At 59.9% G+C, this 22,410-nt stretch carries 19 protein-coding genes; all 19 read left to right on the top strand.

The genetic code is table 11. The annotated features are described in order from the left end of the window. The first annotated feature begins 12 nt into the window (after nucleotides 1–12). The 19 genes from uppS (at nucleotide 13) to ispD (ending at nucleotide 22,334) form a co-directional block, all read left to right on the top strand. Entirely contained in the window at nucleotides 13–765 is a 753-nt protein-coding gene (uppS, locus tag V7756_RS07460) for a polyprenyl diphosphate synthase (RefSeq protein ID WP_335609524.1), read from the top strand. Continuing rightward, nucleotides 765–1,580, top strand: coding sequence for a phosphatidate cytidylyltransferase (locus V7756_RS07455; protein WP_335609523.1), 816 nt, complete (start codon nucleotides 765–767; stop codon nucleotides 1,578–1,580). The genes uppS and V7756_RS07455 overlap by 1 nt, the downstream gene beginning before the upstream one ends. Next, nucleotides 1,577–2,761, top strand: coding sequence for a 1-deoxy-D-xylulose-5-phosphate reductoisomerase (gene ispC, locus V7756_RS07450; RefSeq protein WP_335609522.1), 1,185 nt, complete (start codon nucleotides 1,577–1,579; stop codon nucleotides 2,759–2,761). Before V7756_RS07455 ends, ispC begins: the two co-directional genes overlap by 4 nt. A 47-nt stretch (nucleotides 2,762–2,808) precedes the next feature. Next, the gene (rseP, locus tag V7756_RS07445) at nucleotides 2,809–4,170 is read left to right on the top strand and encodes an RIP metalloprotease RseP (protein WP_335609521.1); all 1,362 of its coding nucleotides are present in this window, start codon (nucleotides 2,809–2,811) and stop codon (nucleotides 4,168–4,170) included. Nucleotides 4,171–4,246: 76 nt separating this feature from the next. Continuing rightward, on the top strand, nucleotides 4,247–6,598 hold the full coding sequence (gene bamA, locus V7756_RS07440; RefSeq protein ID WP_335609520.1) for an outer membrane protein assembly factor BamA: 2,352 nt from the start codon (nucleotides 4,247–4,249) through the stop codon (nucleotides 6,596–6,598). A gap of 107 nt (nucleotides 6,599–6,705) precedes the next feature. Then, entirely contained in the window at nucleotides 6,706–7,143 is a 438-nt protein-coding gene (locus V7756_RS07435) for an OmpH family outer membrane protein (protein ID WP_442908976.1), read from the top strand. 9 nt (nucleotides 7,144–7,152) lie between these two features. Continuing rightward, nucleotides 7,153–8,214: a UDP-3-O-(3-hydroxymyristoyl)glucosamine N-acyltransferase gene (gene lpxD / locus V7756_RS07430; RefSeq protein ID WP_335609518.1), complete on the top strand. Its 1,062-nt coding sequence runs from the start codon at nucleotides 7,153–7,155 to the stop codon at nucleotides 8,212–8,214. 48 nt (nucleotides 8,215–8,262) lie between these two features. After that, nucleotides 8,263–8,700 (top strand): 3-hydroxyacyl-ACP dehydratase FabZ, encoded by a 438-nt coding sequence (gene fabZ / locus V7756_RS07425; protein WP_335609517.1) that lies wholly within the window; start codon nucleotides 8,263–8,265, stop codon nucleotides 8,698–8,700. Continuing rightward, nucleotides 8,697–9,473: an acyl-ACP--UDP-N-acetylglucosamine O-acyltransferase gene (gene lpxA, locus V7756_RS07420; RefSeq protein ID WP_335609516.1), complete on the top strand. Its 777-nt coding sequence runs from the start codon at nucleotides 8,697–8,699 to the stop codon at nucleotides 9,471–9,473. The genes fabZ and lpxA overlap by 4 nt, the downstream gene beginning before the upstream one ends. A 17-nt stretch (nucleotides 9,474–9,490) precedes the next feature. After that, complete coding sequence (lpxB, locus tag V7756_RS07415) at nucleotides 9,491–10,660, top strand: lipid-A-disaccharide synthase (RefSeq protein ID WP_335609515.1); 1,170 nt, start codon at nucleotides 9,491–9,493, stop codon at nucleotides 10,658–10,660. A gap of 5 nt (nucleotides 10,661–10,665) precedes the next feature. After that, complete coding sequence (rnhB, locus tag V7756_RS07410; protein WP_442908975.1) at nucleotides 10,666–11,259, top strand: ribonuclease HII; 594 nt, start codon at nucleotides 10,666–10,668, stop codon at nucleotides 11,257–11,259. Between the two features lie 160 nt (nucleotides 11,260–11,419). Then, nucleotides 11,420–14,944 (top strand): DNA polymerase III subunit alpha, encoded by a 3,525-nt coding sequence (gene dnaE / locus V7756_RS07405; RefSeq protein WP_335609513.1) that lies wholly within the window; start codon nucleotides 11,420–11,422, stop codon nucleotides 14,942–14,944. A 96-nt stretch (nucleotides 14,945–15,040) separates the two neighbouring features. Further along, a complete protein-coding gene (gene accA, locus V7756_RS07400) occupies nucleotides 15,041–15,997 on the top strand; it encodes an acetyl-CoA carboxylase carboxyl transferase subunit alpha (protein WP_335609512.1) in 957 nt (318 codons plus the stop codon). A gap of 1 nt (nucleotide 15,998) precedes the next feature. Beyond that, entirely contained in the window at nucleotides 15,999–17,315 is a 1,317-nt protein-coding gene (gene tilS, locus V7756_RS07395; RefSeq protein ID WP_335609511.1) for a tRNA lysidine(34) synthetase TilS, read from the top strand. Between the two features lie 131 nt (nucleotides 17,316–17,446). Continuing rightward, nucleotides 17,447–19,078 (top strand): CTP synthase, encoded by a 1,632-nt coding sequence (locus tag V7756_RS07390; RefSeq protein WP_335609510.1) that lies wholly within the window; start codon nucleotides 17,447–17,449, stop codon nucleotides 19,076–19,078. Nucleotides 19,079–19,093: 15 nt separating this feature from the next. Continuing rightward, nucleotides 19,094–19,939, top strand: a complete 846-nt coding sequence (gene kdsA, locus V7756_RS07385) for a 3-deoxy-8-phosphooctulonate synthase (protein WP_335609509.1) — start codon at nucleotides 19,094–19,096, stop codon at nucleotides 19,937–19,939. A 48-nt stretch (nucleotides 19,940–19,987) separates the two neighbouring features. Beyond that, the gene (gene eno, locus V7756_RS07380; protein ID WP_335609508.1) at nucleotides 19,988–21,277 is read left to right on the top strand and encodes a phosphopyruvate hydratase; all 1,290 of its coding nucleotides are present in this window, start codon (nucleotides 19,988–19,990) and stop codon (nucleotides 21,275–21,277) included. 90 nt (nucleotides 21,278–21,367) lie between these two features. Next, nucleotides 21,368–21,640, top strand: a complete 273-nt coding sequence (ftsB, locus tag V7756_RS07375; RefSeq protein ID WP_442908972.1) for a cell division protein FtsB — start codon at nucleotides 21,368–21,370, stop codon at nucleotides 21,638–21,640. A 4-nt stretch (nucleotides 21,641–21,644) separates the two neighbouring features. Next, nucleotides 21,645–22,334 carry a 2-C-methyl-D-erythritol 4-phosphate cytidylyltransferase gene (ispD, locus tag V7756_RS07370; RefSeq protein ID WP_335609507.1) on the top strand — a complete coding sequence of 230 codons (690 nt, stop codon included), beginning with the start codon at nucleotides 21,645–21,647 and terminating at the stop codon, nucleotides 22,332–22,334. Nucleotides 22,335–22,410 lie beyond the last annotated feature (76 nt).

Genomic DNA, 22,410 nt, shown 5'->3' with positions numbered 1-22,410 from the left:
CGCGAGCCTGGCATGAACAATAAAAGCATCACCGGCGCTCAAGCCGTAGTTCCCCGTCACCTTGCCATCATCATGGATGGCAACAATCGCTGGGCGCGCAAGCGCTTCTTGCCTGGCGTCGCTGGCCACAAGGCCGGCGTCGATGCCGTCAAGGCGATGATCGAGGTATGCATCGAAGAGGGTGTCGAAGTGCTCACCCTGTTTGCCTTCTCCAGTGAGAATTGGCGGCGCCCGGAGGACGAAGTCGGGGCGTTGATGGAGCTGTTTCTAGGTGCGCTGCGGCGTGAAGTGCGCAAGCTGCAGGAGAATGGGGTGCGCTTGCAGATCATCGGCGATCGCAGCCGCTTTGCGCCTGAGCTGCAGCAGGCCATGCTGCAGGCTGAAGAGCATACAGCGGGCGGTGGGCGGCTGACGCTGGTGGTGGCGGCGAACTATGGCGGGCAGTGGGATATCGCCCAGGCTGCACGCCAGTTGGCTGCAGAAGTGGCGAGCGGTGCGCGCGCCGCCGCCAGTATCAACGAGCAGGCGATCGAGGCGCGGCTGTCTACTGCCAATCTGCCTTTGCCTGATCTGTGCATTCGAACCGGTGGTGAAAAGCGCGTCAGCAACTTCCTGCTGTGGCAGTTCGCCTATTCCGAATTCTATTTTTCCGACCTGTTCTGGCCTGATTTCAAGCAGGAGGCCCTGCGCGCTGCGCTGGCCGATTTCGCCTGCCGACAGCGCCGTTTCGGCAAAACCAGCGAACAGATTGCGGCGGAGTCCTGATGCTTAAACAGCGGGTTATTACAGCGGTGATTCTGGCTCCCCTGGCGATTGCCGGCTTCGTGCTGCTACAGGGTGCCTGGTTTGCGTTCTTTATTGGCGCGGTGGTGGCCGTGGGCGCCTGGGAGTGGGCTCGGCTGTGCGGTGAAACCCGGCAGAGCGGGCGGGTGGTCTATGCCCTGACGCTGGGCCTGTTCATGGTGGGTCTGTACCGCGATCAATGGCCGGTGATCTATTACCTCATACCCGCTCTGGTGTGGTGGTTGTTTGCTGCGCTCATGGTAGTGCGCTATCCCGCTGGCAGTGGTATCTGGAAAGGCAGCTTTCTGCGCCAGGTATTTGGCCTGCTGATCCTCCTGCCCGCTTGGGCCGGGCTGGTCTGGTTGCGGGCGCAGGCAGAGGGTCTCTGGCTGATCTTTGCCTTGCTCATTCTGGTCTGGGCGGCAGATATCGGCGCCTATTTTGCCGGCAAGCAGTTTGGGCGCACCAAGCTCATGCCCAATGTGAGCCCAGGCAAGACCCGTGAAGGTCTGCTCGGCGGTTTGCTGGTCAGTGAGTTGCTGGCCTTTGCCACCATGCTCTATCTGGGTTGGGGGCCTGTGGCTATGCTGCTGGGCGCGCTTGGCGCGGCCTTGGTGGTGCTGTTCTCCGTGGTGGGTGATCTGACCGAGAGTCTGTTCAAGCGAGAGGAGGGGCTCAAGGACAGCAGCAATCTGCTGCCCGGCCACGGCGGCGTGCTGGATCGCATCGACAGTCTGACAGCGGCCATTCCGGTATTCGTGGCTTGCTGGCTGCTGATCGGGAGCTATCTGGAGTGACGCTTTCGCGGGTTAGCGTACTAGGCGCGACGGGTTCTATCGGAGTCAGTACGCTTGACGTTATTGCCCGGCACGCCGACCAGTATCAGATCCATGCGCTGACCGGACATAGCCGGATGGACGTGCTGGCTGAGCAGTGCCTGCTGCATAAACCCGCTTTTGCCGTTGTCGCCAACGCCGGGCAGGCCGTCGCCTTGCAGGCCCGTTTGCACGAGCAGAAGCTGCAGACCCAGGTTCTTCATGGCGCTGCGGCGCTGGAGCAAGTGGCAGCAGATGCCGAGGTTGATGTCGTGATGGCCGCCATAGTCGGCGCGGCTGGGCTACGGCCGACGCTGGCAGCTGTCCGCGCTGGCAAGCGCGTGTTGCTGGCCAACAAGGAAGCGCTGGTCATGTCCGGGGCCCTGTTCATGCAGGCGGTGCGTGACTCAGGCGCGCAGTTGCTCCCCATTGACAGCGAACACAACGCGATATTCCAGTGTATGCCCGGGAACTATGCCGATGGGCTGGCGCGCGTGGGCGTGCGCCGTATTCTGTTGACGGCTTCCGGCGGTCCTTTTCGTGAATTCAGCGTTGAGCAATTGGCAAGTGTTACCCCGTCCCAGGCCTGCGCTCATCCCAACTGGTCGATGGGGCAGAAAATTTCCGTCGATTCCGCCAGCATGATGAACAAGGGCCTCGAGTTGATCGAGGCCTGTTGGCTGTTCGACGCGCGGCCCGATCAGGTTGAGGTGGTGATACATCCGCAGAGCGTAGTGCACTCGCTGGTGGATTACGTGGATGGTTCGGTGTTGGCGCAGTTAGGCAACCCGGACATGCGTACGCCGATCGCCCACGCCCTGGCGTGGCCGCGTCGCATTAATTCCGGTGTTGCTGCGCTGGATTTGCTGGCTGTGGGGCGCCTGGATTTTCACGCCCCCGACAATCTGCGCTTCCCCTGCCTGCAACTGGCGCGCCAGGCGGCCTCGGCCGGCGGCACTGCCTGTGCCATTCTGAACGCCGCCAATGAAGTGGCGGTAGCGGCCTTTCTCGCTGGACGTATGAGCTTCACCGATATCCCTGTTATGATCGAGCACACGCTCAGTACGATAACCAGTGAGCAGGTCCAGGATCTGGACCACATCTTGCTGGCCGACCAACGTGCGCGCACGCAGGCTGAAAAGTGGCTGGCTCGGCGCAGCTGATGCGCGTTCGTCGTTTTTCGTTCCGAAATCAAATGAGGTCCCGCTGAATGGAACTGCTGTTTACCCTGTTGGCCACGGTAGTTGCCCTTGGCCTGCTGGTCACCATTCACGAATACGGCCATTTTTGGGTGGCCAGGCGTTGCGGCGTCAAGGTGCTGCGATTCTCGATTGGCTTTGGTCCTGCTCTTTACACCTGGCATGACCGGAGGGGAACCGAATATGCCATTGCCGCCATCCCCCTTGGCGGCTACGTCAAGATGCTTGACGAGCGTGAGGCGCCGGTGCCGCCTGCGGAGCTGGACCAGGCATTCAATCGCAAGCCGGTAGGGCAGCGCATAGCCATAGTGGCAGCCGGCCCGATTGCCAATTTTCTGCTGGCGATTGCCGCGTTCTGGCTGATCGCCGTGCTGGGTGTTACCACCGTTGTGCCGGTGCTGGGTCCGGTTGCTGCGGATACTCCGGCAGCGCGCGCTGGACTGCACCAGAACCTCGAACTGATCGCGATTGATGGCGAGTCAACGCCAAGTTGGCACGATGTCAATCTGCAACTGATACGCCGCCTGGGTGAGACCGGCGTGCTGCAAGTTCAGGCGCGCGAGCGCGCAGGCGGCAGCACCCAGACCTATTCCGTGCAACTCGATAGCTGGCTCAAGGGCGCCGAAGAGCCCGATCCCATGGGCGCACTGGGGATAACCAGTTGGCAGCCGCAGGTGGCGCCGCACATTCGCCAGGTGGAGCCCGAAGGTGCGGCTGCCCGGGCCGGGTTGCAGGCAGGTGATCTGATTCTGGCGGTTGATGGTCGGCCAGTGACGGATTGGGTAAGTGAAGTGGTGCCGGCGATTCAGGCCAGCGCGCAGAAGCCTTTGCAGCTGCTTGTCGAACGCGATGAGCGCGAGTTGGAACTAACGCTGACGCCTGCGGCCAAAGCGCAGAACGATGTGGTTGTCGGTTACGTTGGTGCCGGCGTGGATGCCTTCGAATGGCCTGCGGACATGGTGCGGGAAATTCACCACAATCCACTGATGGCCGTGCCGGTTGCGCTACAGAAAACCTGGAGCATGACGGCGCTGACCCTGGATTCGTTGAAAAAGATGGTGACCGGGCTGGTCTCGGCAAAAAACTTGAGCGGCCCGATAACCATTGCTAAAGTGGCGGGCGCTTCAGCCAAGTCTGGCCTGGAGAGCTTTCTCAGCTTCATCGCCTATCTGAGTATCAGTCTGGGCGTATTGAATCTGCTGCCGGTGCCGGTGCTTGATGGTGGCCATCTGGTGTACTACCTGGCCGAATGGGTTCGGGGTAAGCCGCTTTCCGAGCGTATTCAAACCTGGGGGCTGCAAATTGGTCTTAGCCTGATCGTCGGGGTTATGCTGTTTGCCATTTATAACGATATAAGCCGCCTTGGCGGTTGATTGACAGCAAGACTGCCTGAACACGAGCTGCCTGTATCGGCAGTACGATTTTAACCAGCTATTCAGAACGGACTTCATGAAACGTTACCTATTGCCTGCGCTTCTTCTGATACTTCTGGCGCCGGGCGCTTTTGCCGACGCCTTCCAGATCTCCGATATCCGCGTCAATGGGTTGCAACGGGTCTCCGCCGGCAGTGTGTTTGGCGCCTTGCCGCTGAATATTGGCGATCAGGTGGATGATCAGGAACTGGTCGAAGCCACTCGGGCGCTGTTTCGCACCGGCTTCTTTCAGGACATCCAGCTTGGTCGCGATGGTGATGTACTGGTGATCAACGTAGTCGAGCGGCCGTCGATTTCTTCCATCGAACTTGAAGGCAACAAGGCAATCAAGAGCGAAGATCTGCTCAAGGGGCTAAGCGCTGCGGGCCTCTCCGAAGGCGAGATTTTCCAGCGTGCCACGCTGGAGGGTGTGCGTAACGAGTTGCTGCGCCAGTATGTGTCCCAAGGCCGTTATTCGGCCGATATCGAAGCCGAAGTCATCCCGGAGCCGCGCAACCGCGTGGCGCTGAAAATTGTCGTGGATGAAGGCTCAATTGCCTCCATTGCCCATATCAACGTGGTAGGCAACACCGTTTATGAGACCCAGGACCTGGTAGATCTGTTTGAGCTCAAGACGTCCGGCTGGCTCTCTTTCCTGCGTAGTGACGACAAGTATTCGCGCGAAAAACTGGCCGGGGACCTGGAGCGTCTGCGTTCCTACTACCTTGATCGTGGCTACATCAACATGGATGTAGCCTCTACTCAGGTATCCATCACGCCGGACAAGAAGCACGTCTACATTACAGTCAACATCAATGAAGGCGACCGCTATACCATCCGCGACGTGCGTCTGTCGGGTGATCTGGTGGTAGGTGAGGCCGAAATCAAGCGGCTGATGCTGATTGAGCCGCAGCAGGTATTTTCGCGCCAGGTGATGACCTCAACCTCGGATCTGATCAGTCGCCGCCTGGGTAACGAGGGTTATACCTTTGCCAACGTCAACGGTATTCCTGAAATTCACGAAGATGACAAAACCGTATCGGTGACCTTCTACGTGGATCCAGGCAAGCGCGCCTACGTCAATCGCATCAACTTCCGCGGCAACACCAAGACCGATGATCAGGTGCTGCGCCGCGAAATGCGTCAGATGGAAGCCGGCTGGGCGTCCACCTATCTGATCGACGAATCCAAAACCCGGCTCGAACGCCTCGGTTATTTCAAGGAAGTCAACGTCGAGACTGTACCTGTGCCGGGCGCTGAAGACATGGTTGACGTCAATTATTCGGTCGAAGAACAGCCATCGGGTTCGGTTACCGCCAGCCTGGGTTTCTCGCAGAGCTCGGGTATTATCCTTGGCGGCTCCATCAGCCAGAACAACTTCTTCGGTACCGGTAATCGCGTGAGCATCGGCGCCAACCGTTCCGACTACCAGACCTCGTTGTCCTATGGGTTCATGGATCCCTACTTCACCGTGGACGGCATCAGCCTGGGCTACAATGCTTTTTATCGCACGACCGACTATGACGAACTGAACGTTGATATTTCCAGCTACGCGGTCGACTCCTTCGGTGGCGGCTTCAATCTGGGCTACCCGATCAGCGACAATTCGCGCGTTTCCTTTGGCCTGAGCGCGCAGCGCGATGAGCTCAAGACCGGCACCTACACCGTGCAGGAGATTGTCAACTTCATTGATAACGAGGGCGACAGCTTTACCAACTTCTTCTTCAACAGCTCCTGGTCGCAGACCACGCTTAATCGCGGTGTGTTTCCGGATCGAGGTTATTCGCAGAACCTGGGATTCGATATATCCATCCCGGGTAGCGATCTGAGCTTCTACACGCTGGACTACCGCGCGCAGCGCTTCTTCGCCCTGAGCGACGATCTGACACTGCGTTTGCATACCGATCTGGGCTTCGGCAAGGCGTTTGGCTCAACCGATCAAATGCCCTTCTACGAGCATTACTATGCTGGCGGCATAGGTTCGGTGCGTGGCTATGAGGACAGCACCCTGGGTCCCAAGAGCACGCCGGCCACCACTGACCCGGATCAGGATCAATTGCCTTTTGGCGGTAACATCAAGATGACTGGTGGCGCCGAGATAATTTTCCCCGCGCCCTTCGTAAAAGATCAGCGCTCGCTGCGCACGGTACTGTTCCTGGATGTGGGCAACGTTTACGATACCTACTGTTCCAATACCACGCTCAACAACGGCGAGGACAACCCCGGCTGTGGTGATGTCGAGCTGGCTGACCTGCGTTACAGTGTGGGTGTTGGCCTGTCTTGGCTGACAGCATTGGGTCCGCTGGGCTTCAGCCTGGGCATGCCTTTGAACAGCCAGTCTGAAGATGATACACAGGTGTTCCAGTTCACTCTGGGTCAGACGTTCTGATTCCAGACAATCAACGATGTGCAATCGGGAGTATTAGAGTGGGTAAGTTTATTCGCGTGACAGTATTGTCGCTGCTGGCGCTGGTCAGTTTCGAGGCCGCTGCCGAAATGAAGATTGCAGTTCTGGACTATCAGATGGCGCTGCTTGAGTCGGATGCAGCCAAGAAATACTCCGTTGATGCCGAAAAGAAGTTTGGTGCTCAGCTGCAGCGCCTGAAAAACCTGGAAGCCGAAGCCAAGCGTTTGCAGGAGCGCCTGCAGCGTGACGGTACTCAGCTGAACCAGAGCGAACGCGAGAAGCTGGAGCTTGAATTCCGCCAGAAGGCGCGGGAGTTCCAGGTGCAGTCCAAGGAACTGAACGAAGCCAAGGCGTTGTCCGATCGTGAGATGCTGGAGGCACTCAAGCCCAAGCTGGACGCGGCGGTAGAAGGCATTCTCAAAAGCGGAAACTACGACCTGGTGCTCGATCGTGGTGGCGTGGTTGAGGTCAAGCCGCAGTTCGACATTACCCGTCAGGTTATTGAACGCCTGAACAGCAGTCGCTGACATATTGCCATGACCGGCAATCTCAGCTTCACACTCGCGCGCCTGGCTGAAAAGCTCGGCGCGCGTCTGGTTGGTAATCCCGACCAGTTGATCACTGGTCTGGCCACGTTGCAGGACGCCGAGCCGCAGCAACTGGCCTTTCTCGCCAATAGCCAATACCGCAAATTTCTCGCCGACACCCGCGCTGGCGCGGTGCTGCTTACCGAGGCGGATGCCGAAGGTTTCGCGGGTAATGCGCTGGTAGTGAAAGATCCCTATCTGAGCTACGCCCGGATTTCCCACCAGTTTGATCGCAAGCCCATCCCTGTTGCCGGGGTTCATGCCTCTGCAGTGGTGGCAGAGGACGCAGAGATTGATCCGACCGCCAGCATTGGGCCGGGTGCAGTAATCGAGTCCGGCGCGCGCGTCGGCGCCGATGTGACTATTGGCGCGCAGTGCTTTGTTGGCGCGCGTTCACAGATCGGCGCTGGTGGTTGGCTGGCACCGCGGGTGACCCTGTATCACGATGTGGTCATCGGCGAGCGGGTAGTGGTGCAGTCTGGTGCGGTCATAGGTTCCGAGGGTTTCGGTTTCGCCAATGCCGGTGGGCAATGGCAGAAGATTGCCCAGATCGGCGGTGTTCGCGTCGGTGATGATGTGGAAATTGGTGCCAATACCACGATTGATCGCGGCGCGCTGGCCGATACTCTGATTGGTAATGGCGTCAAGCTGGATAATCAGATCCAGATTGCGCATAACGTGCAGATTGGCGACCACACGGCAATGGCGGCCTGTGTCGGGATTTCCGGTAGTACCCGCATTGGCAAGCACTGCATGATCGCCGGCGGCGTGGGGATGGTCGGGCATATTGAGGTCTGTGATAATGTGTTCGTCAGCGGCATGACCATGGTGACGCGCTCCATTACCGAGCCCGGCGCCTATTCCTCGGGAACAGCGATGCAGCCGGCGGCGGAATGGAAGAAGAGTGCGGCGCGCATTCGTCAACTCGATACCCTGGCCAGACGGGTTCAGCAGCTGGAGAAACAGCTCGAGGTGGTGACTCAGGGACCGCAGGACTCATCCAAATCCTGATCTGCACCTTTGGGGTGCCTATATTTTTTCAGCAAGGCCTGCGAATACATGGATATCAACGAAATAAAAGAATACCTGCCCCACCGTTACCCGTTCCTGCTGGTAGATCGGGTATTGGAGCTGGACCTCGAAGGCAAGAGTATTCGCGCCTACAAGAACGTCTCGGTGAATGAGCCGTTTTTCAACGGCCACTTCCCGCAACATCCGATCATGCCGGGTGTATTGATCATTGAGGCCATGGCGCAGGCAGCTGGTTTGCTTGGTTTCAAAATGATGGGTGTGAAGCCTTCCGACGGCACGCTTTACTACTTCGTCGGCTCCGACAAGCTGCGCTTTCGTCAGCCGGTGGTACCCGGTGACCAGCTGCAACTGGAGGCGCGTTACCTGAGCCACAAGCGCGGCATCTGGAAATTTGCCTGCCGTGCTGTGGTGGATGGCAAGGAAGCCTGCTCGGCAGAAATCATTTGTGCGGAACGCAAGATATGAGTCGGATTCATCCTCAGGCGATTATTGACCCGGCCGCGCGCCTGGCCGATGACGTTGAGGTTGGACCCTGGAGCTACATTGGTCCCGGTGTCGAGATAGCTGCCGGCACGGTGGTGGGCTCCCATGTGGTGATCAAGGGGCCTACCAGCATCGGCAAGGGCAACCGTATATTCCAGTTTGCTTCGGTCGGTGAGGAGTGCCAGGACAAGAAGTACAATGGTGAACCAACGCGTCTGGTAATCGGCGACAACAACATCATTCGCGAGGGTTGTACGCTGCACCGCGGTACCGTGCAGGATCAGGGTGTGACGCGCATCGGCAGCAACAACCTGTTGATGGCATATGTGCATGTGGCGCATGACTGCGTGGTGGGCGACAACATCATCATGGCCAATAATGCGACCATTGCCGGGCATGTACATGTGGGTGATGGCGCCATTCTGGGTGGCTATACCACGGTCCACCAATTCTGCCACCTTGGCGCCTGGTCGATGAGCGCGGCCAACAGCGCAGTGTTCAAGGATATTCCGGCTTTTGTCATGGTCGGTGGCAACCCGGCCAGTGCCCATGGCATGAACTTCGAAGGCATGCGCCGCCGTGGATACTCTGCCGAGCTGGTAACCGCATTGCGGCGTGCCTACAAGGTGGTCTATCGCCAGGGTCTGACGCTCAAGGATGCATTGGTTGAGTTGGAAGACGCCGCTGCGACCTTCGCGGAAGTGGCGCTCTATCGCGACTCCATCCTTGCCTCCACTCGGGGCATCACCCGATAACCTGAACGGGTCCCTCGATGTTGCAATCAGACAAACCTCTGTGCATTGCGCTGGTGGCCGGTGAGGCTTCCGGCGATACCCTGGGCGCGGGTCTGATCAAGGCACTCAAGCAACGCTTTCCGCAGGCGCGCTTCATTGGCATTGGTGGGCCGCGCATGCTGGCAGAGGGCATGCAGAGCCAGGTGCCCATGGAGCGCCTCTCAGTGATGGGCCTGGTCGAAGTCCTGGGTCGTTTGCGTGAGCTGCTGCGCGTGCGTCGTGAGCTGGTCAGTTATCTGAAAGGTCAGCAACCGGATGTGTTTATCGGCATTGACGCGCCGGATTTCACCCTCAATGTCGAGCAGCAGTTGCGCGACGCCGGCATCGCCACAGTGCACTATGTCAGCCCCTCGGTCTGGGCTTGGCGCGAGAAGCGCGTACTGGGCATTCGCCAATCCACCGATCTGATGCTCACGCTTTTCCCCTTCGAGGAAGAGGTCTATCAGCGCCACGGCGTCAGCGTGCGTTGCGTGGGTCACACCCTGGCCGATCAGATTCCGCTGGAACCCGACCGGGAAGCCGCACGGGCTGCGCTGGGTCTGCCGCCGGATAAACGCATAGTGGCCTTGCTGCCCGGCAGCCGAAATGGCGAGCTGCGTAAACTCGGCCGCCTGTTTCTCGACACTGCTGCCTGGTGTCTGCAGCGCGAACCTAAGCTGCTGTTCATCATGCCCTGCGCCAATCCCGAGCGGCGTCAACAGATGGACGCCATTCTAGCCGAGAGTGGTTTAGAGCTGCCCTTGACCTTGTTCGATGGACAGGCGCACGAGGTGCTGGCTGCCAGTGATGCGGTGTTGATCGCTTCGGGCACCGCTACGCTGGAAGCCATGCTGTTCAAGCGGCCCATGGTGGTGGCCTATCGGATGGCCGGGCTGACCTTCAGAATTCTCAAGCGGCTGGTCAAGGTCGGCCATGTGTCGCTGCCTAATCTGCTGGCCGGCCGGGAGGTCGCACCGGAGTTTCTGCAGGACGCGGCAACACCTCAGGCGATGGGCGAGGCCCTGCTGGAAAGACTGCTGCCGACGCCGGAGCGGGAGGCGACGCAGGCGGTATTCGAGCAGCTGCATCTGGAGCTTCGCCGCGACGCCGATCAGGCCGCGGCACAAGCGGTGGCTGAGTTGTTGCAGCAAAAGGGGCGTTTGCCATGACGCAGATGATCATGGACTGGACCGCCAGCTTTGATGGCGAGCTGATTGCCGGCGTGGATGAGGTGGGCCGGGGTCCGCTTTGCGGCGCGGTGGTTACTGCGGCGGTTATTCTCGATCCCTGCCGACCGATAGACGGCTTGAACGATTCCAAGAAGTTGACAGCGGCGCGGCGTGAAGCACTGTTTCCGCTGATTCAGCAGCAGGCGGTCGCCTGGTGCATTGCGCGCGCCGAGGTGGAAGAGATAGATGCGCTGAATATTTTGCAGGCGACCATGCTGGCGATGCAGCGCGCCGTTGCCGGTCTGGCTATTCAGCCGGATCTGGTGCTGGTGGACGGCAACCGCTGCCCGGTGTTGCCCATGCGCAGCGAGCCAGTGATCAAGGGTGATGGCCGGGTACCCGCCATTGCCGCCGCGTCCATTCTGGCGAAGGTGGCGCGTGACCGCGAGATGCTCAGCCTGGACCTGCAGTACCCCGGCTACGGCATAGCCCAGCACAAGGGCTATCCGACGCCGGTGCATCTGCAAGCGCTGGGTGAGCTGGGTGCCACTCCGATTCACCGCCGCTCCTTTGCTCCGGTACGCGCAGTTCTGCTCTAGCCATTTAGCCTGGCTGGCGCGCGTGGTGGGGGGCGAGTCTGCTGAGCGGGTCGTAGTGGACTGACCAGAGGTCGCACTTCTGCCAACCGCGACTGGCCCCGAACCTGCCCCCTAGTTACAATCACCGGTCTTGCCGTTTGCCCTCTGAAACAGGATTCATATGAGCTTTTCCTTCGTTCACCTGCGTGTCCACAGCGAGTACTCCCTGGTCGATGGTCTGGTCAAGGTCAAACCGCTGATCAAGTCCGTGGTGGACGCCGGCATGCCGGCCGTGGCGGTGACCGACCAGAACAACATGTGCAGCCTGGTGAAGTTCTACCGCGCGGCCATGGGCTCAGGGGTCAAACCGATTTCCGGTGTCGATCTCTGGGTGCTGGGCGGTGAGGACGACAGCCAGCTTACCCGGCTGACACTGCTGTCGATGAACAAGGAAGGCTACCGCAATCTGACCGAGTTGATTTCGCGTGGCTACACCGAAGGTCAGCGCAATGGCCTGGTAACCATCAGGCGTGAATGGGTCGCCGAAGCCAGTGAAGGGGTCATTGCCCTGTCTGGTGCGAAGGAGGGCGAGATAGGTCTGGCGCTGTTGTCCAACTCGCCGGAGGCGGCGGACGAGCTGCTGGATTACTGGATGGGCGTTTTCCCTGATCGCTTCTATCTGGAGTTGCAGCGCACCAGTCGCGTCAACGACGAGGAGCATCTGCACGCTGCCGTCGCGCTCGGGGCCCGCAAGGGCTGCCCGGTGGTGGCTACCAATGATGTGCGCTTCATCCGCCGGGAGGATTTCGAGGCGCATGAGACGCGCGTCTGCATCGGCGAAGGTCGGGTGTTGGGTGACCCGCGGCGCACCCGGCAATACAGTGAAGAGCAGTACCTGAAAACGCCAGAGGAAATGGCCGAGCTGTTCGCCGACATTCCCGAGGCGCTGGAGAACACGGTCGAGATTGCCAAACGCTGCAACATTGATGTGCAGCTGGGTAAACACTTTCTCCCGGATTTTCCGATCCCTGATGGTCTCACCATCGAAGAGTTCTTCAAAAAGGTCTCGTTCGAAGGACTGGAAGAGCGCCTAAAGGTGGTCCTGCCGGCGGATACGCCGGACTATGAAGCCAAGCGCCAGGTCTATGTCGACCGGCTGAACTTCGAGCTGGATATCATTAATCAGATGGGCTTTCCCGGCTACTTTCTGATCGTGATGGATTTCATCAAGTGGGCCAAGGGCAATGGCGTACCCGTAGGGCCGGGGCGTGGCTCCGGGGCGGGCTCGCTGGTCGCTTACTGTCTGTTGATTACCGACTTGGATCCCCTGGCCTACGACCTGCTGTTCGAGCGCTTCCTCAACCCGGAGCGGGTATCCATGCCCGACTTTGATGTCGACTTCTGTATGGAAGGTCGCGACCGGGTCATCGAGTATGTAGCCGACATGTACGGCCGTAACGCGGTATCGCAGATCATCACCTTCGGCACCATGGCCGCCAAGGCCGTAGTGCGCGATGTGGCGCGGGTGCAGGGCAAGTCCTACGGTCTGGCCGATAAGCTGTCGAAGATGATTCCCTTCGAAGTGGGCATGACGCTGGCCAAGGCCTATGAGCAGGAAGAGATCCTGCGCGATTTTCTGAGCGGTGATGAAGAGGCCCAGGAAATCTGGGATATGGCGCTCAAGCTGGAGGGCATTACCCGCAACGTTGGCAAGCACGCGGGGGGCGTGGTGATTGCGCCCACCAAGCTGACCGACTTTTCGCCGCTCTATTGCGACGAGGCCGGTGGCGGTCTGGTGACCCAGTTCGACAAGGACGATGTTGAAGCCGCCGGTCTGGTGAAGTTCGACTTCCTGGGTCTGCGTACCCTGACCATCATCAAGTGGGCGATGGAAACCATCAACCGCGAGCAGGCCAAGAACGGACTGGAGCCGGTCAATATCGACTTCATCCCGCTGGATGACGCGCCCACCTATCACATGCTGCAAAAAGCCGAGACTACAGCGGTTTTCCAGCTTGAATCACGCGGCATGAAGGAGCTGATCAAAAAGCTCAAGCCGGACTGCCTGGAAGACATGATCGCACTGGTGGCGTTGTTCCGCCCCGGCCCGCTGCAGTCGGGCATGGTGGACGACTTCATCAACCGCAAGCACGGCCGCGAAGAGGTCTCCTACCCGCACCCCAATTATCAGTACGCCGGGCTGGAGCCCGTGCTCAAGCCTACCTACGGCATCATCCTGTATCAGGAACAGGTAATGCAGATTGCCCAGGTGATGGCGCGCTACACTCTGGGCGAGGCGGACATGCTGCGTCGCGCCATGGGTAAGAAAAAGCCCGAGGAAATGGCCAAGCAGCGCGGCGGTTTCATCGACGGCTGCGCCAGCAACAACATTGATGCTGACCTGGCCGGCAACATCTTCGACCTGGTAGAAAAGTTCGCCGGCTACGGCTTCAACAAGTCGCACTCCGCAGCCTACGGCCTGGTGTCCTATCAGACCGCCTGGCTGAAGGCGCATTACCCGGCGCCCTTCATGGCGGCCGTACTCTCGGCGGATATGCACAATACCGACAAGGTAGTGACGCTGATCGAAGAGTGCCGCAGCATGAAGCTGCGCATCCAGCCGCCGAACGTGAACGTGTCGGAATACAAGTTCACCGTCGATGAGGCCGGTGATGTGGTCTACGGTCTTGGCGCGATCAAGGGCGTGGGTGAAGGCCCGGTAGAAACCATAGTGCAGACCCGTGCGCAGGGAGAGCCCTTCGTCGATCTGTTTGATTTCTGCGCCAAGGTCGATCACAAGCGCATCAACAAGCGGGTGATGGAAGCGCTGATTCGCTCCGGGGCGCTGGATACGCTGGGGCCTTTTTATGACGCCGATGAGGTGGTCTACCTGAAACAGGTCGATCGCAACCGCGCCGCGCTGATGGCGGCAATGGAAGAGGCCATGGCCTCGGCCGAGCAGACTGCCAAGAGCGCCGACAGTGGTCACGATGATCTCTTTGGCGAGTTGCTTGGCCCTTCCACCGCGCGGGATGTCTACGAGCCCTATCGCAAGGCGCGGGAGTGGACCTTCAAGGAACGCCTGCGCGGCGAGAAGGATACGCTGGGCCTGTATCTGACCGGTCACCCGATTGACGAGTACGAGCGTGAAATCCGTCGTTTTGCCCGTCAGCGCATTCTTGATCTCAAGCCGTCGCGTGAAAGCCAGACCATTGCCGGTCTGGTATTCGATCTGCGGGTGATGAAGAGCAAGCGCGGCGACAAGGTGGGTTTTGTCACCCTGGATGATCGTTCGGCGCGAATCGAGGTCTCATTGTTTGCCGAGGCTTATCAGAATGCGCAGGCATTGCTGCAGAAGGATGCTTTGCTGGTGGTCGAGGGCGAGGTGGCGCAGGATGATTTTTCCGGCGGATTGCGCCTGCGTGCCAAGCGGGTTATGAGCCTGGAGGACGCGCGCACCAGTCTGCTCGACAGCGTGCGTGTGCGCCTGGACACCGCACGACACGGCGACGATGCCTTGTGCAAGATGGCCGGGCTGCTGCAGCAGTATCGTGGCGGCTGTGCCGTCACCGTCGAGCTGCAACGTCCGGATGCCTCGGCGCTGCTGCGCCTGGGTGAGCAGTGGCGGGTGGAACCTGCGGACGATCTGGTGCAGAGTTTGCGTGACCAGTTGGGCAAAGACAGCGTCTCCCTGCACTACAGATGACAGGAATGGGGGTGCTCGACGGGCGCCCGCCAATCCCGTAAGGTAAAAAACAAAATTTGGATGCCCGAGCCGGGCGAAAGCGGATGATGGATGCCTATGAGCAACAGCCAGAAATACCTGGAGTTTGAACAGCCAATCGCTGATCTGCAGGCCAAGATCGAAGAGTTGCGTCTGGTCGGTAGTGACAATTCGCTGAATATCACCGAAGAAATCACCAAGCTGCAGGATAAGAGCAGATCGCTGACCGAGAGCATTTTCGGCAACCTGAGCAGCTGGCAGATTGCGCAGATGGCACGCCATCCGCAGCGGCCCTATACGCTGGATTACATCAAGGCGATCTTCACCGACTTTGAAGAGCTGCATGGCGATCGGCACTTTTCCGATGATGCCGCCATTGTGGGTGGTATTGCCCGTCTGGATGGCCGCCCGGTGATGGTCATCGGCCACCAGAAAGGCCGTGACGTGAAGGAAAAGGTACGCCGCAACTTCGGCATGCCCAAGCCCGAAGGCTACCGCAAGGCCTGCCGTCTGATGGAAATGGCCGAACGCTTCAAGATGCCCATCGTCACCTTTATCGACACGCCCGGCGCCTACCCCGGTATTGATGCCGAGGAGCGCGGCCAGAGCGAAGCCATCGCCTGGAATCTGCAGGTAATGGCGCGGCTGAAGACACCAATCATTGCCACTGTCATCGGCGAAGGCGGCTCGGGTGGCGCGCTTGCCATTGGTGTCTGTGACCATCTGATGATGTTGCAGTATTCCACCTACGCGGTGATCTCGCCTGAAGGCTGCGCTTCGATTCTGTGGAAGAGCGCCGAACGTGCCTCCGATGCAGCCGAAGCCATGGGCATCACTGCGGCTCGCCTGAAGGAACTGGGGCTGGTCGATACCTTGATTGCCGAGCCATTGGGCGGCGCGCATCGCGCTGTGCAGGAAACCGCAGACCGCATCAAGGCGCAATTGCTGAAGCAGCTCGACAAGCTGCAGGCGCTGTCGGATGACGACCTGCTGGAAAGCCGCTACGAGCGTCTGATGGCTTTCGGTATCAAGTAAGATGCTGACCCTGCAGGGGCTGCAGCAGCAGCTCGGCTCCTGCATGGATGCACCGGCCTGGCTACTGGGTTTGTCGGGCGGGCTCGATTCCATGGTGTTGCTCGAGGCGCTGGTGCAGCTACGCGAGCAGCAGAGCATTCCTCCTTTTTCCGCCATTCATGTGCATCACGGCTTGAGCGCCGAGGCCGACGCCTGGGCGCAGTTCTGCGCGGATGAGTGTGCCGCCCGCGGTGTATTCCTGCAGGTCGTGCGGGTGCAACTACCCCCTGGGCCCAGTATCGAAGACGCCGCGCGCCAGGCGCGTTATCAGGCCTTTGCCGCTGCGCTAGCGCCTGGCGCCATCTTGCTGCTGGCCCATCACGCCGATGATCAGCTGGAAACCCTGCTGTTTCGCATGTTGCGCGGCACCGGCCTGCGCGGCCTGGCGGGCATGCCGCAGCGGCGCTCGCTGGCTACTGGTGCATTGTTCCGTCCCCTGTTGAGTTGGCCGCGAGCGGCGCTGCAGCCATGGGCGCAGGCGCAGGGGCTGCGCTGGATTGAAGACCCGGCCAATCAGGATGCGCGCTTTGCCCGCACCGCACTACGCCATGAGCTGCTGCCCATGCTGCGCCGGGGTTGGCCGCAGGCCGAGCAGAATCTGCTGCGTCTGACGGCGCATGCGAGCGAGGCCAATGAGCTGCTGGATGAGCGTGCCGCCGAAGATCTGGCTGCAGTGGCAACGCCGCTTGCCGAGCCTTGGCTGGCGTGCTGGTCCAGTCTGAACGTAGATAGGTTCTGCAGTCTGTCTCTCGCGCGGCAACGCAATTTGCTGCGTTACTGGCTGGCAGAGCAGGGCGTACAGCTGCCGGGCTCGCGGCGGCTGGATGCCTGGCTGAGCCAGCTGACTGCCGCCGCCGATGGCCAGCCGCAGCTCGATCTGGGTAGCTATCGACTTTACCGTTCGTCAGGTCGATTGTGGTATGTGCCTGCTGCTTGGCCGCAGGCCGGCACGCCAGAGCCGTTGAGCTCCCCTCACTTGCAAGTATTGGCAGCGGGCAATGGTTGCCTGCGCTGTGGCGCTTTGCCGGCTGCGGGCGGCCCCTGGCATATCGCCTATCGCCAAGGCGGTGAGCAGATTCGCTTGCCGGTGCTGGGTAACAAGTCGCTGAAAGAGCTGTTTCAACAGGCGCAGATACCCGTCTGGCTGCGTCCGTGCGTACCCTTGCTATACTGCGGCGACGAGCTGGTCTCGGTGGGCGGCCGCTGGAACGCTGATACGGCTCCGACGGATGCGTGGCAAAGCGGTTTTACGGTGAGTTGGGAGCCTGTTTCGGATTGAGCAAGTCGGGGCTGTCTGGTATCCTGACTTCCCATCTTGACGAGACTTTGGAAGCGCCTCCTGCTTCTGCGGACTCCCTTCGATTCCCCGCGGCACATTGGCCGCTTAACAGTTCAATCTATGGGTTTTTCATGACGCGCTACATCTTCGTCACGGGTGGTGTTGTATCTTCTTTGGGTAAGGGTATCGCCTCGGCCTCCCTGGCGGCGATTCTGGAGGCTCGTGGCCTCAAGATCACCATGCTCAAGCTGGATCCTTACATCAACGTGGATCCCGGTACCATGAGTCCGTTCCAGCACGGTGAAGTCTTTGTTACCCACGATGGTGCCGAGACCGATCTTGACCTGGGCCATTACGAGCGTTTCGTCAACGCGACCATGAGCCGAGCCAATAACTTTACTACCGGCCGGGTCTATGAGGATGTACTGCGCAAGGAGCGGCGCGGTGATTATCTGGGCGCGACCATTCAGGTCATTCCGCACATCACCGATGAAATCAAGAGCCGTATCATCAAGGGTGCCGGCGATGCCGACGTAGCCCTGGTTGAAATCGGCGGTACTGTGGGTGATATCGAGTCGCAGCCGTTTCTGGAGGCGATTCGTCAATTGCGCGTAGAAGTGGGCGCCAAACGCGCCATGCTGATGCACCTGACGCTGGTGCCCTACATTGCCACTGCCGGCGAAACCAAGACCAAACCTACCCAGCACTCGGTAAAGGAGCTGCGCTCCATCGGCCTGCAGCCCGATGTGCTGATCTGCCGCTCCGACCACCCGATCGACCTGTCATCGCGCCGCAAGATCGCGCTGTTCACCAACGTGGAAGAGCGTGCTGTCATCGGCCTGGAAGACGTGGATACCATCTTCAAGATTCCGTCCGTTCTGCACGCCCAGGGCCTGGATGACTTCGTGGTCGAGCGCTTTGGCCTGGAATGCGGCGGTGCCGATCTGTCCGAGTGGGAGCGCGTGGTTGATGCCAAGCTCAATCCCGAGCATGAAGTCACCATCGCCATGGTCGGCAAGTACATGGAGTTACTGGATGCCTACAAGTCGCTGATCGAAGCGCTGAGCCATGCCGGTATCCAGAGCCGTACCAAGGTCAACCTGCGTTATATCGACTCCGAGAACATCGAGCAGCAGGGCACCGCGCTGCTGGAAGACGTTGATGCCATCCTGGTCCCCGGCGGCTTCGGCTCGCGCGGCGTGGAAGGCAAGATTGCCGCCGTACGTTACGCCCGTGAAAACAAGATTCCTTACCTGGGCATCTGCCTGGGCATGCAAGTGGCCGTGATCGAATATGCGCGCAACGTGCTGGGCTGGGATGACGCCAACTCCACCGAGTTCGACAAGACGTCCAAGCACCCGGTCGTGGGTCTGATTACCGAATGGCAGACCGCTACCGGCGAAATGCAGACTCGCACCGAAGCCTCCGACCTGGGCGGCACCATGCGTCTGGGCGGCCAGGAATGTGCTCTGGAGGTGGGTTCCAAGGCGCATGACTGCTACGGCAAGGATGTGATCGTCGAGCGTCACCGTCACCGTTATGAGGTCAACAACAACCTGTTGCCCGATCTTCAGGCCGGCGGCTTGAACATTTCCGGTCGCTCGGTCGATGGCGCGCTGGTCGAAGTGGTCGAGGTGGCGGACCATCCCTGGTTCGTGGCTTGCCAGTTCCACCCTGAATTTACCTCCACGCCGCGCTATGGTCACCCGCTGTTCAGTGGCTTCGTCGGTGCGGCACTGAAGCAGCACGCAAGTAAATCCTGAGGAAGCGATAAGGCTATGGCACAGAAAATCGTGCGGGTTGGCAACATCGAGATGGCGAACGACAAACCCTTCGTGCTGTTTGGCGGCATGAATGTGCTGGAGTCCCGCGATCTGGCCATGCAGATCTGCGAAGAGTACGTGAAGGTGACGGAGAAGCTCGGCATCCCTTACGTGTTCAAGGCTAGCTTCGACAAGGCCAACCGTTCCTCGATCAACTCCTATCGCGGCCCTGGCATGGAAGAGGGGCTGAAGATCTTCGAAGAGATCAAGCGTACCTTCAATGTGCCGGTGATTACCGATGTGCACGAGCCGCATCAGGCAGCGCCGGTAGCCGAAGTTTGCGACATCATTCAATTGCCCGCTTTCCTGTCCCGCCAGACCGATCTGGTAGTGGCTATGGCCAAGACCAACGCGGTGATCAATATCAAGAAAGCCCAGTTTCTGGCACCCCAGGAAATGAAACACATCCTGACCAAGTGCGAAGAGGCGGGTAACAGCAATCTGGTGCTCTGCGAGCGCGGCTCCAGTTTCGGCTACAACAATCTGGTGGTCGACATGCTGGGCTTCGGCATCATGAAGCAATTTGAATACCCGGTATTCTTTGACGTGACCCACGCCCTGCAGCAGCCCGGTGGGCGCAGTGATTCCGCCGGCGGCCGTCGCGCCCAGGTGACCGATCTGGCCAAGGCCGGCATGAGCCAGGGCCTGGCCGGGCTGTTTCTCGAAGCGCACCCCGACCCCGACAATGCCAAATGCGATGGCCCCTGTGCCTTGCGTCTGGACAAGCTGGAGCCTTTCCTGACCCAGCTGAAACAGCTTGATGACCTGATCAAGGGCTTCCCGGAACTGGAAACCGCTTGAACTGCGCCTTTATCCGATTACCCCATTACATGGAGCTAGCAAGTAAAGATGGCAAAAATCATTGATATCAAAGGCCGCGAAGTCCTCGACTCGCGCGGTAACCCCACCGTTGAGGCGGACGTGATTCTGGAAGGCGGCATTGTTGGGAGTGCCTGCGCTCCTTCTGGTGCCTCGACCGGTTCGCGTGAAGCGCTGGAGCTGCGTGACGGCGACAAGAGCCGTTACCTGGGCAAGGGCGTGCTCAAGGCGGTTGCCAATATCAATGGCCCCATCCGCGAATTGCTGGTTGGCCGTGATGCCACGGCGCAGGTTGAGCTGGATCGCGCCATGATCGAGCTGGACGGTACCGAGAACAAAGCCACATTGGGCGCCAACGCCATCCTCGCTGTCTCGCTGGCGGCTGCCAAGGCCGCTGCGCAGGCCAAGGGCGTGCCGTTGTACGCGCACATCGCTGATCTGAACGGCACCCCCGGCGTCTACTCCATGCCGGTTCCGATGATGAACATCATCAACGGTGGCGAGCACGCCGACAACAATGTTGATATTCAGGAGTTCATGGTGCAGCCGGTTGGCGCCAAGAACTTTGCCGAGGCCCTGCGTATGGGTGCGGAGATATTCCATCACCTCAAGGCTGTACTCAAGGCGCGTGGTCTGAGCACCGCAGTCGGTGACGAAGGCGGTTTTGCGCCCAACCTGGCGTCCAATGAAGACGCTCTGGCCGCTATCGCCGAAGCGGTTGCCAACGCCGGTTATACCCTGGGCGATGACGTTACCCTGGCATTGGATTGCGCCTCCAGCGAGTTCTACAAGGACGGCAAGTACGATCTGGCCGGCGAAGGTCAGGTGTTCGACGCCGCCGGTTTTGCCGATTATCTGGCAGGCCTGTCGCAGCGCTATCCGATCATCTCCATTGAAGACGGCATGGATGAGTCCGACTGGGCTGGCTGGAAAGTCCTGACCGACAAGATCGGCGACAAGGTACAGCTGGTCGGTGACGATCTGTTTGTGACCAACACCAAGATTCTCAAGCGCGGCATCGACGAGCAGATCGGTAACTCCATCCTGATCAAGTTCAACCAGATCGGTTCGTTGACCGAAACCCTGGAAGCCATTCAGATGGCCAAGGCCGCCGGATTTACTGCGGTTATCTCGCACCGCTCCGGTGAGACCGAAGACAGCACCATTGCCGATCTGGCAGTAGGAACTGCCGCCGGTCAGATCAAGACTGGCTCGCTGTGCCGTTCCGACCGCGTCTCCAAGTACAATCAGCTGCTGCGCATTGAAGAGCAACTGGCTGGCCAGGCGCCTTACAAGGGCCGCGCTGAATTCCGCGGTTGATAGTAGGCAGAATGGCTGTGCCAGGCTGTTGAAAAGCTGTTTTTCACCGCCTGGCAGGCGCTCTGCCTGCCCTGCAGGAGTATCGATATCGTGAAATGGCTGTGGCTGAGTGTTCTGGTGTTGCTGGCGGGTCTGCAATATCGTCTGTGGGTAGGCGAGGGCAGTCTGGCCCATGTAGCACAGCTCAAGCAGCAGATTGCCAGCCAGGAGAGCGAGAACGAAGAGCTGCTGGAGCGCAATCGCGTGCTGGCGGCTGAAGTGATCGAACTCAAGCAGGGAGTAGAAACGGTTGAAGAGCGTGCCCGGCATGAGCTGGGCATGGTCAAGCAGGGTGAAACCCTGTTTCAGTTGAGCGGCGAATAGTGCCGTGACGCTTCCTTTCTGGGTGGTGGTGCCAGCGGCCGGCGTAGGCTCGCGGATGCAGGCCGACCGTCCCAAGCAGTACCTTCTCTGGGGTGAGCGCACCCTGATTGAACACACTCTCGATTGTTTTCTCGACCAGCCCGGCTTGCGTGGTCTGGTGGTTTCATTGTCGCCCACTGACAGCTGGTGGCCGGCGTTGTCCTGTGCGAACGATAGCCGTATCACCCGCGCTGCCGGTGGCCGCGAACGCGCCGATTCGGTGCTCAGCGGGTTGGCGACGCTGCGTGAACTGGGCGCGGCGGATAGCGACTGGGTGCTGGTGCACGATGCCGCGCGTCCCAACCTGGCCGAGTCGGATCTGCAGCGCCTGCTGCAACGGCTGGCGAAGGACCCGGTGGGCGGGCTGCTGGCAGTGCCGGTGCGCGACACCCTCAAGCAGGTGGGTAGCGATGGTCGCGTGACGGCTACGCCGGATCGCACGCTGTTCTGGCAGGCCTACACACCGCAGATGTTCCGCCTGGGGGCATTGCAGCAGGCTTTGTCCGATGCATTGGCCGCCGGTGCCAATATCACCGATGAAGCCTCCGCCATGGAGTGGGCCGGCCAGGCACCGCTGCTGGTGGAAGGCCGTGCGGACAATATCAAGATCACTCGTCCCGAGGATCTTGAGTGGCTGGCTCAGCGTTCGGTCTGATCTGAATTCCTTGTACTGTCTGTAGCCTTTGGCGCATCGCTGGGCGCCCATTCGTCGCGCCTGCCGTTTAGCGGTT

Origin of the sequence: Halopseudomonas sp. (genome assembly GCF_036961105.1) — a bacterium.
Taxonomy (GTDB): domain Bacteria; phylum Pseudomonadota; class Gammaproteobacteria; order Pseudomonadales; family Pseudomonadaceae; genus Halopseudomonas.
This window is presented reverse-complemented; position numbering and strand designations above follow the sequence as displayed.

Coding starts and splice junctions, on each gene's coding strand:
- dnaE (WP_335609513.1), top strand. CDS start 11,420: ATGAGCTTTTCCTTCGTTCACCTGCGTGTCCACAGCGAGTACTCCCTG.
- rseP (WP_335609521.1), top strand. CDS start 2,809: ATGGAACTGCTGTTTACCCTGTTGGCCACGGTAGTTGCCCTTGGCCTG.
- V7756_RS07435 (WP_442908976.1), top strand. CDS start 6,706: ATGAAGATTGCAGTTCTGGACTATCAGATGGCGCTGCTTGAGTCGGAT.
- kdsA (WP_335609509.1), top strand. CDS start 19,094: ATGGCACAGAAAATCGTGCGGGTTGGCAACATCGAGATGGCGAACGAC.
- bamA (WP_335609520.1), top strand. CDS start 4,247: ATGAAACGTTACCTATTGCCTGCGCTTCTTCTGATACTTCTGGCGCCG.
- fabZ (WP_335609517.1), top strand. CDS start 8,263: ATGGATATCAACGAAATAAAAGAATACCTGCCCCACCGTTACCCGTTC.
- tilS (WP_335609511.1), top strand. CDS start 15,999: ATGCTGACCCTGCAGGGGCTGCAGCAGCAGCTCGGCTCCTGCATGGAT.
- lpxB (WP_335609515.1), top strand. CDS start 9,491: ATGTTGCAATCAGACAAACCTCTGTGCATTGCGCTGGTGGCCGGTGAG.
- V7756_RS07390 (WP_335609510.1), top strand. CDS start 17,447: ATGACGCGCTACATCTTCGTCACGGGTGGTGTTGTATCTTCTTTGGGT.
- lpxA (WP_335609516.1), top strand. CDS start 8,697: ATGAGTCGGATTCATCCTCAGGCGATTATTGACCCGGCCGCGCGCCTG.
- lpxD (WP_335609518.1), top strand. CDS start 7,153: ATGACCGGCAATCTCAGCTTCACACTCGCGCGCCTGGCTGAAAAGCTC.
- accA (WP_335609512.1), top strand. CDS start 15,041: ATGAGCAACAGCCAGAAATACCTGGAGTTTGAACAGCCAATCGCTGAT.
- uppS (WP_335609524.1), top strand. CDS start 13: ATGAACAATAAAAGCATCACCGGCGCTCAAGCCGTAGTTCCCCGTCAC.
- eno (WP_335609508.1), top strand. CDS start 19,988: ATGGCAAAAATCATTGATATCAAAGGCCGCGAAGTCCTCGACTCGCGC.
- V7756_RS07455 (WP_335609523.1), top strand. CDS start 765: ATGCTTAAACAGCGGGTTATTACAGCGGTGATTCTGGCTCCCCTGGCG.
- rnhB (WP_442908975.1), top strand. CDS start 10,666: ATGATCATGGACTGGACCGCCAGCTTTGATGGCGAGCTGATTGCCGGC.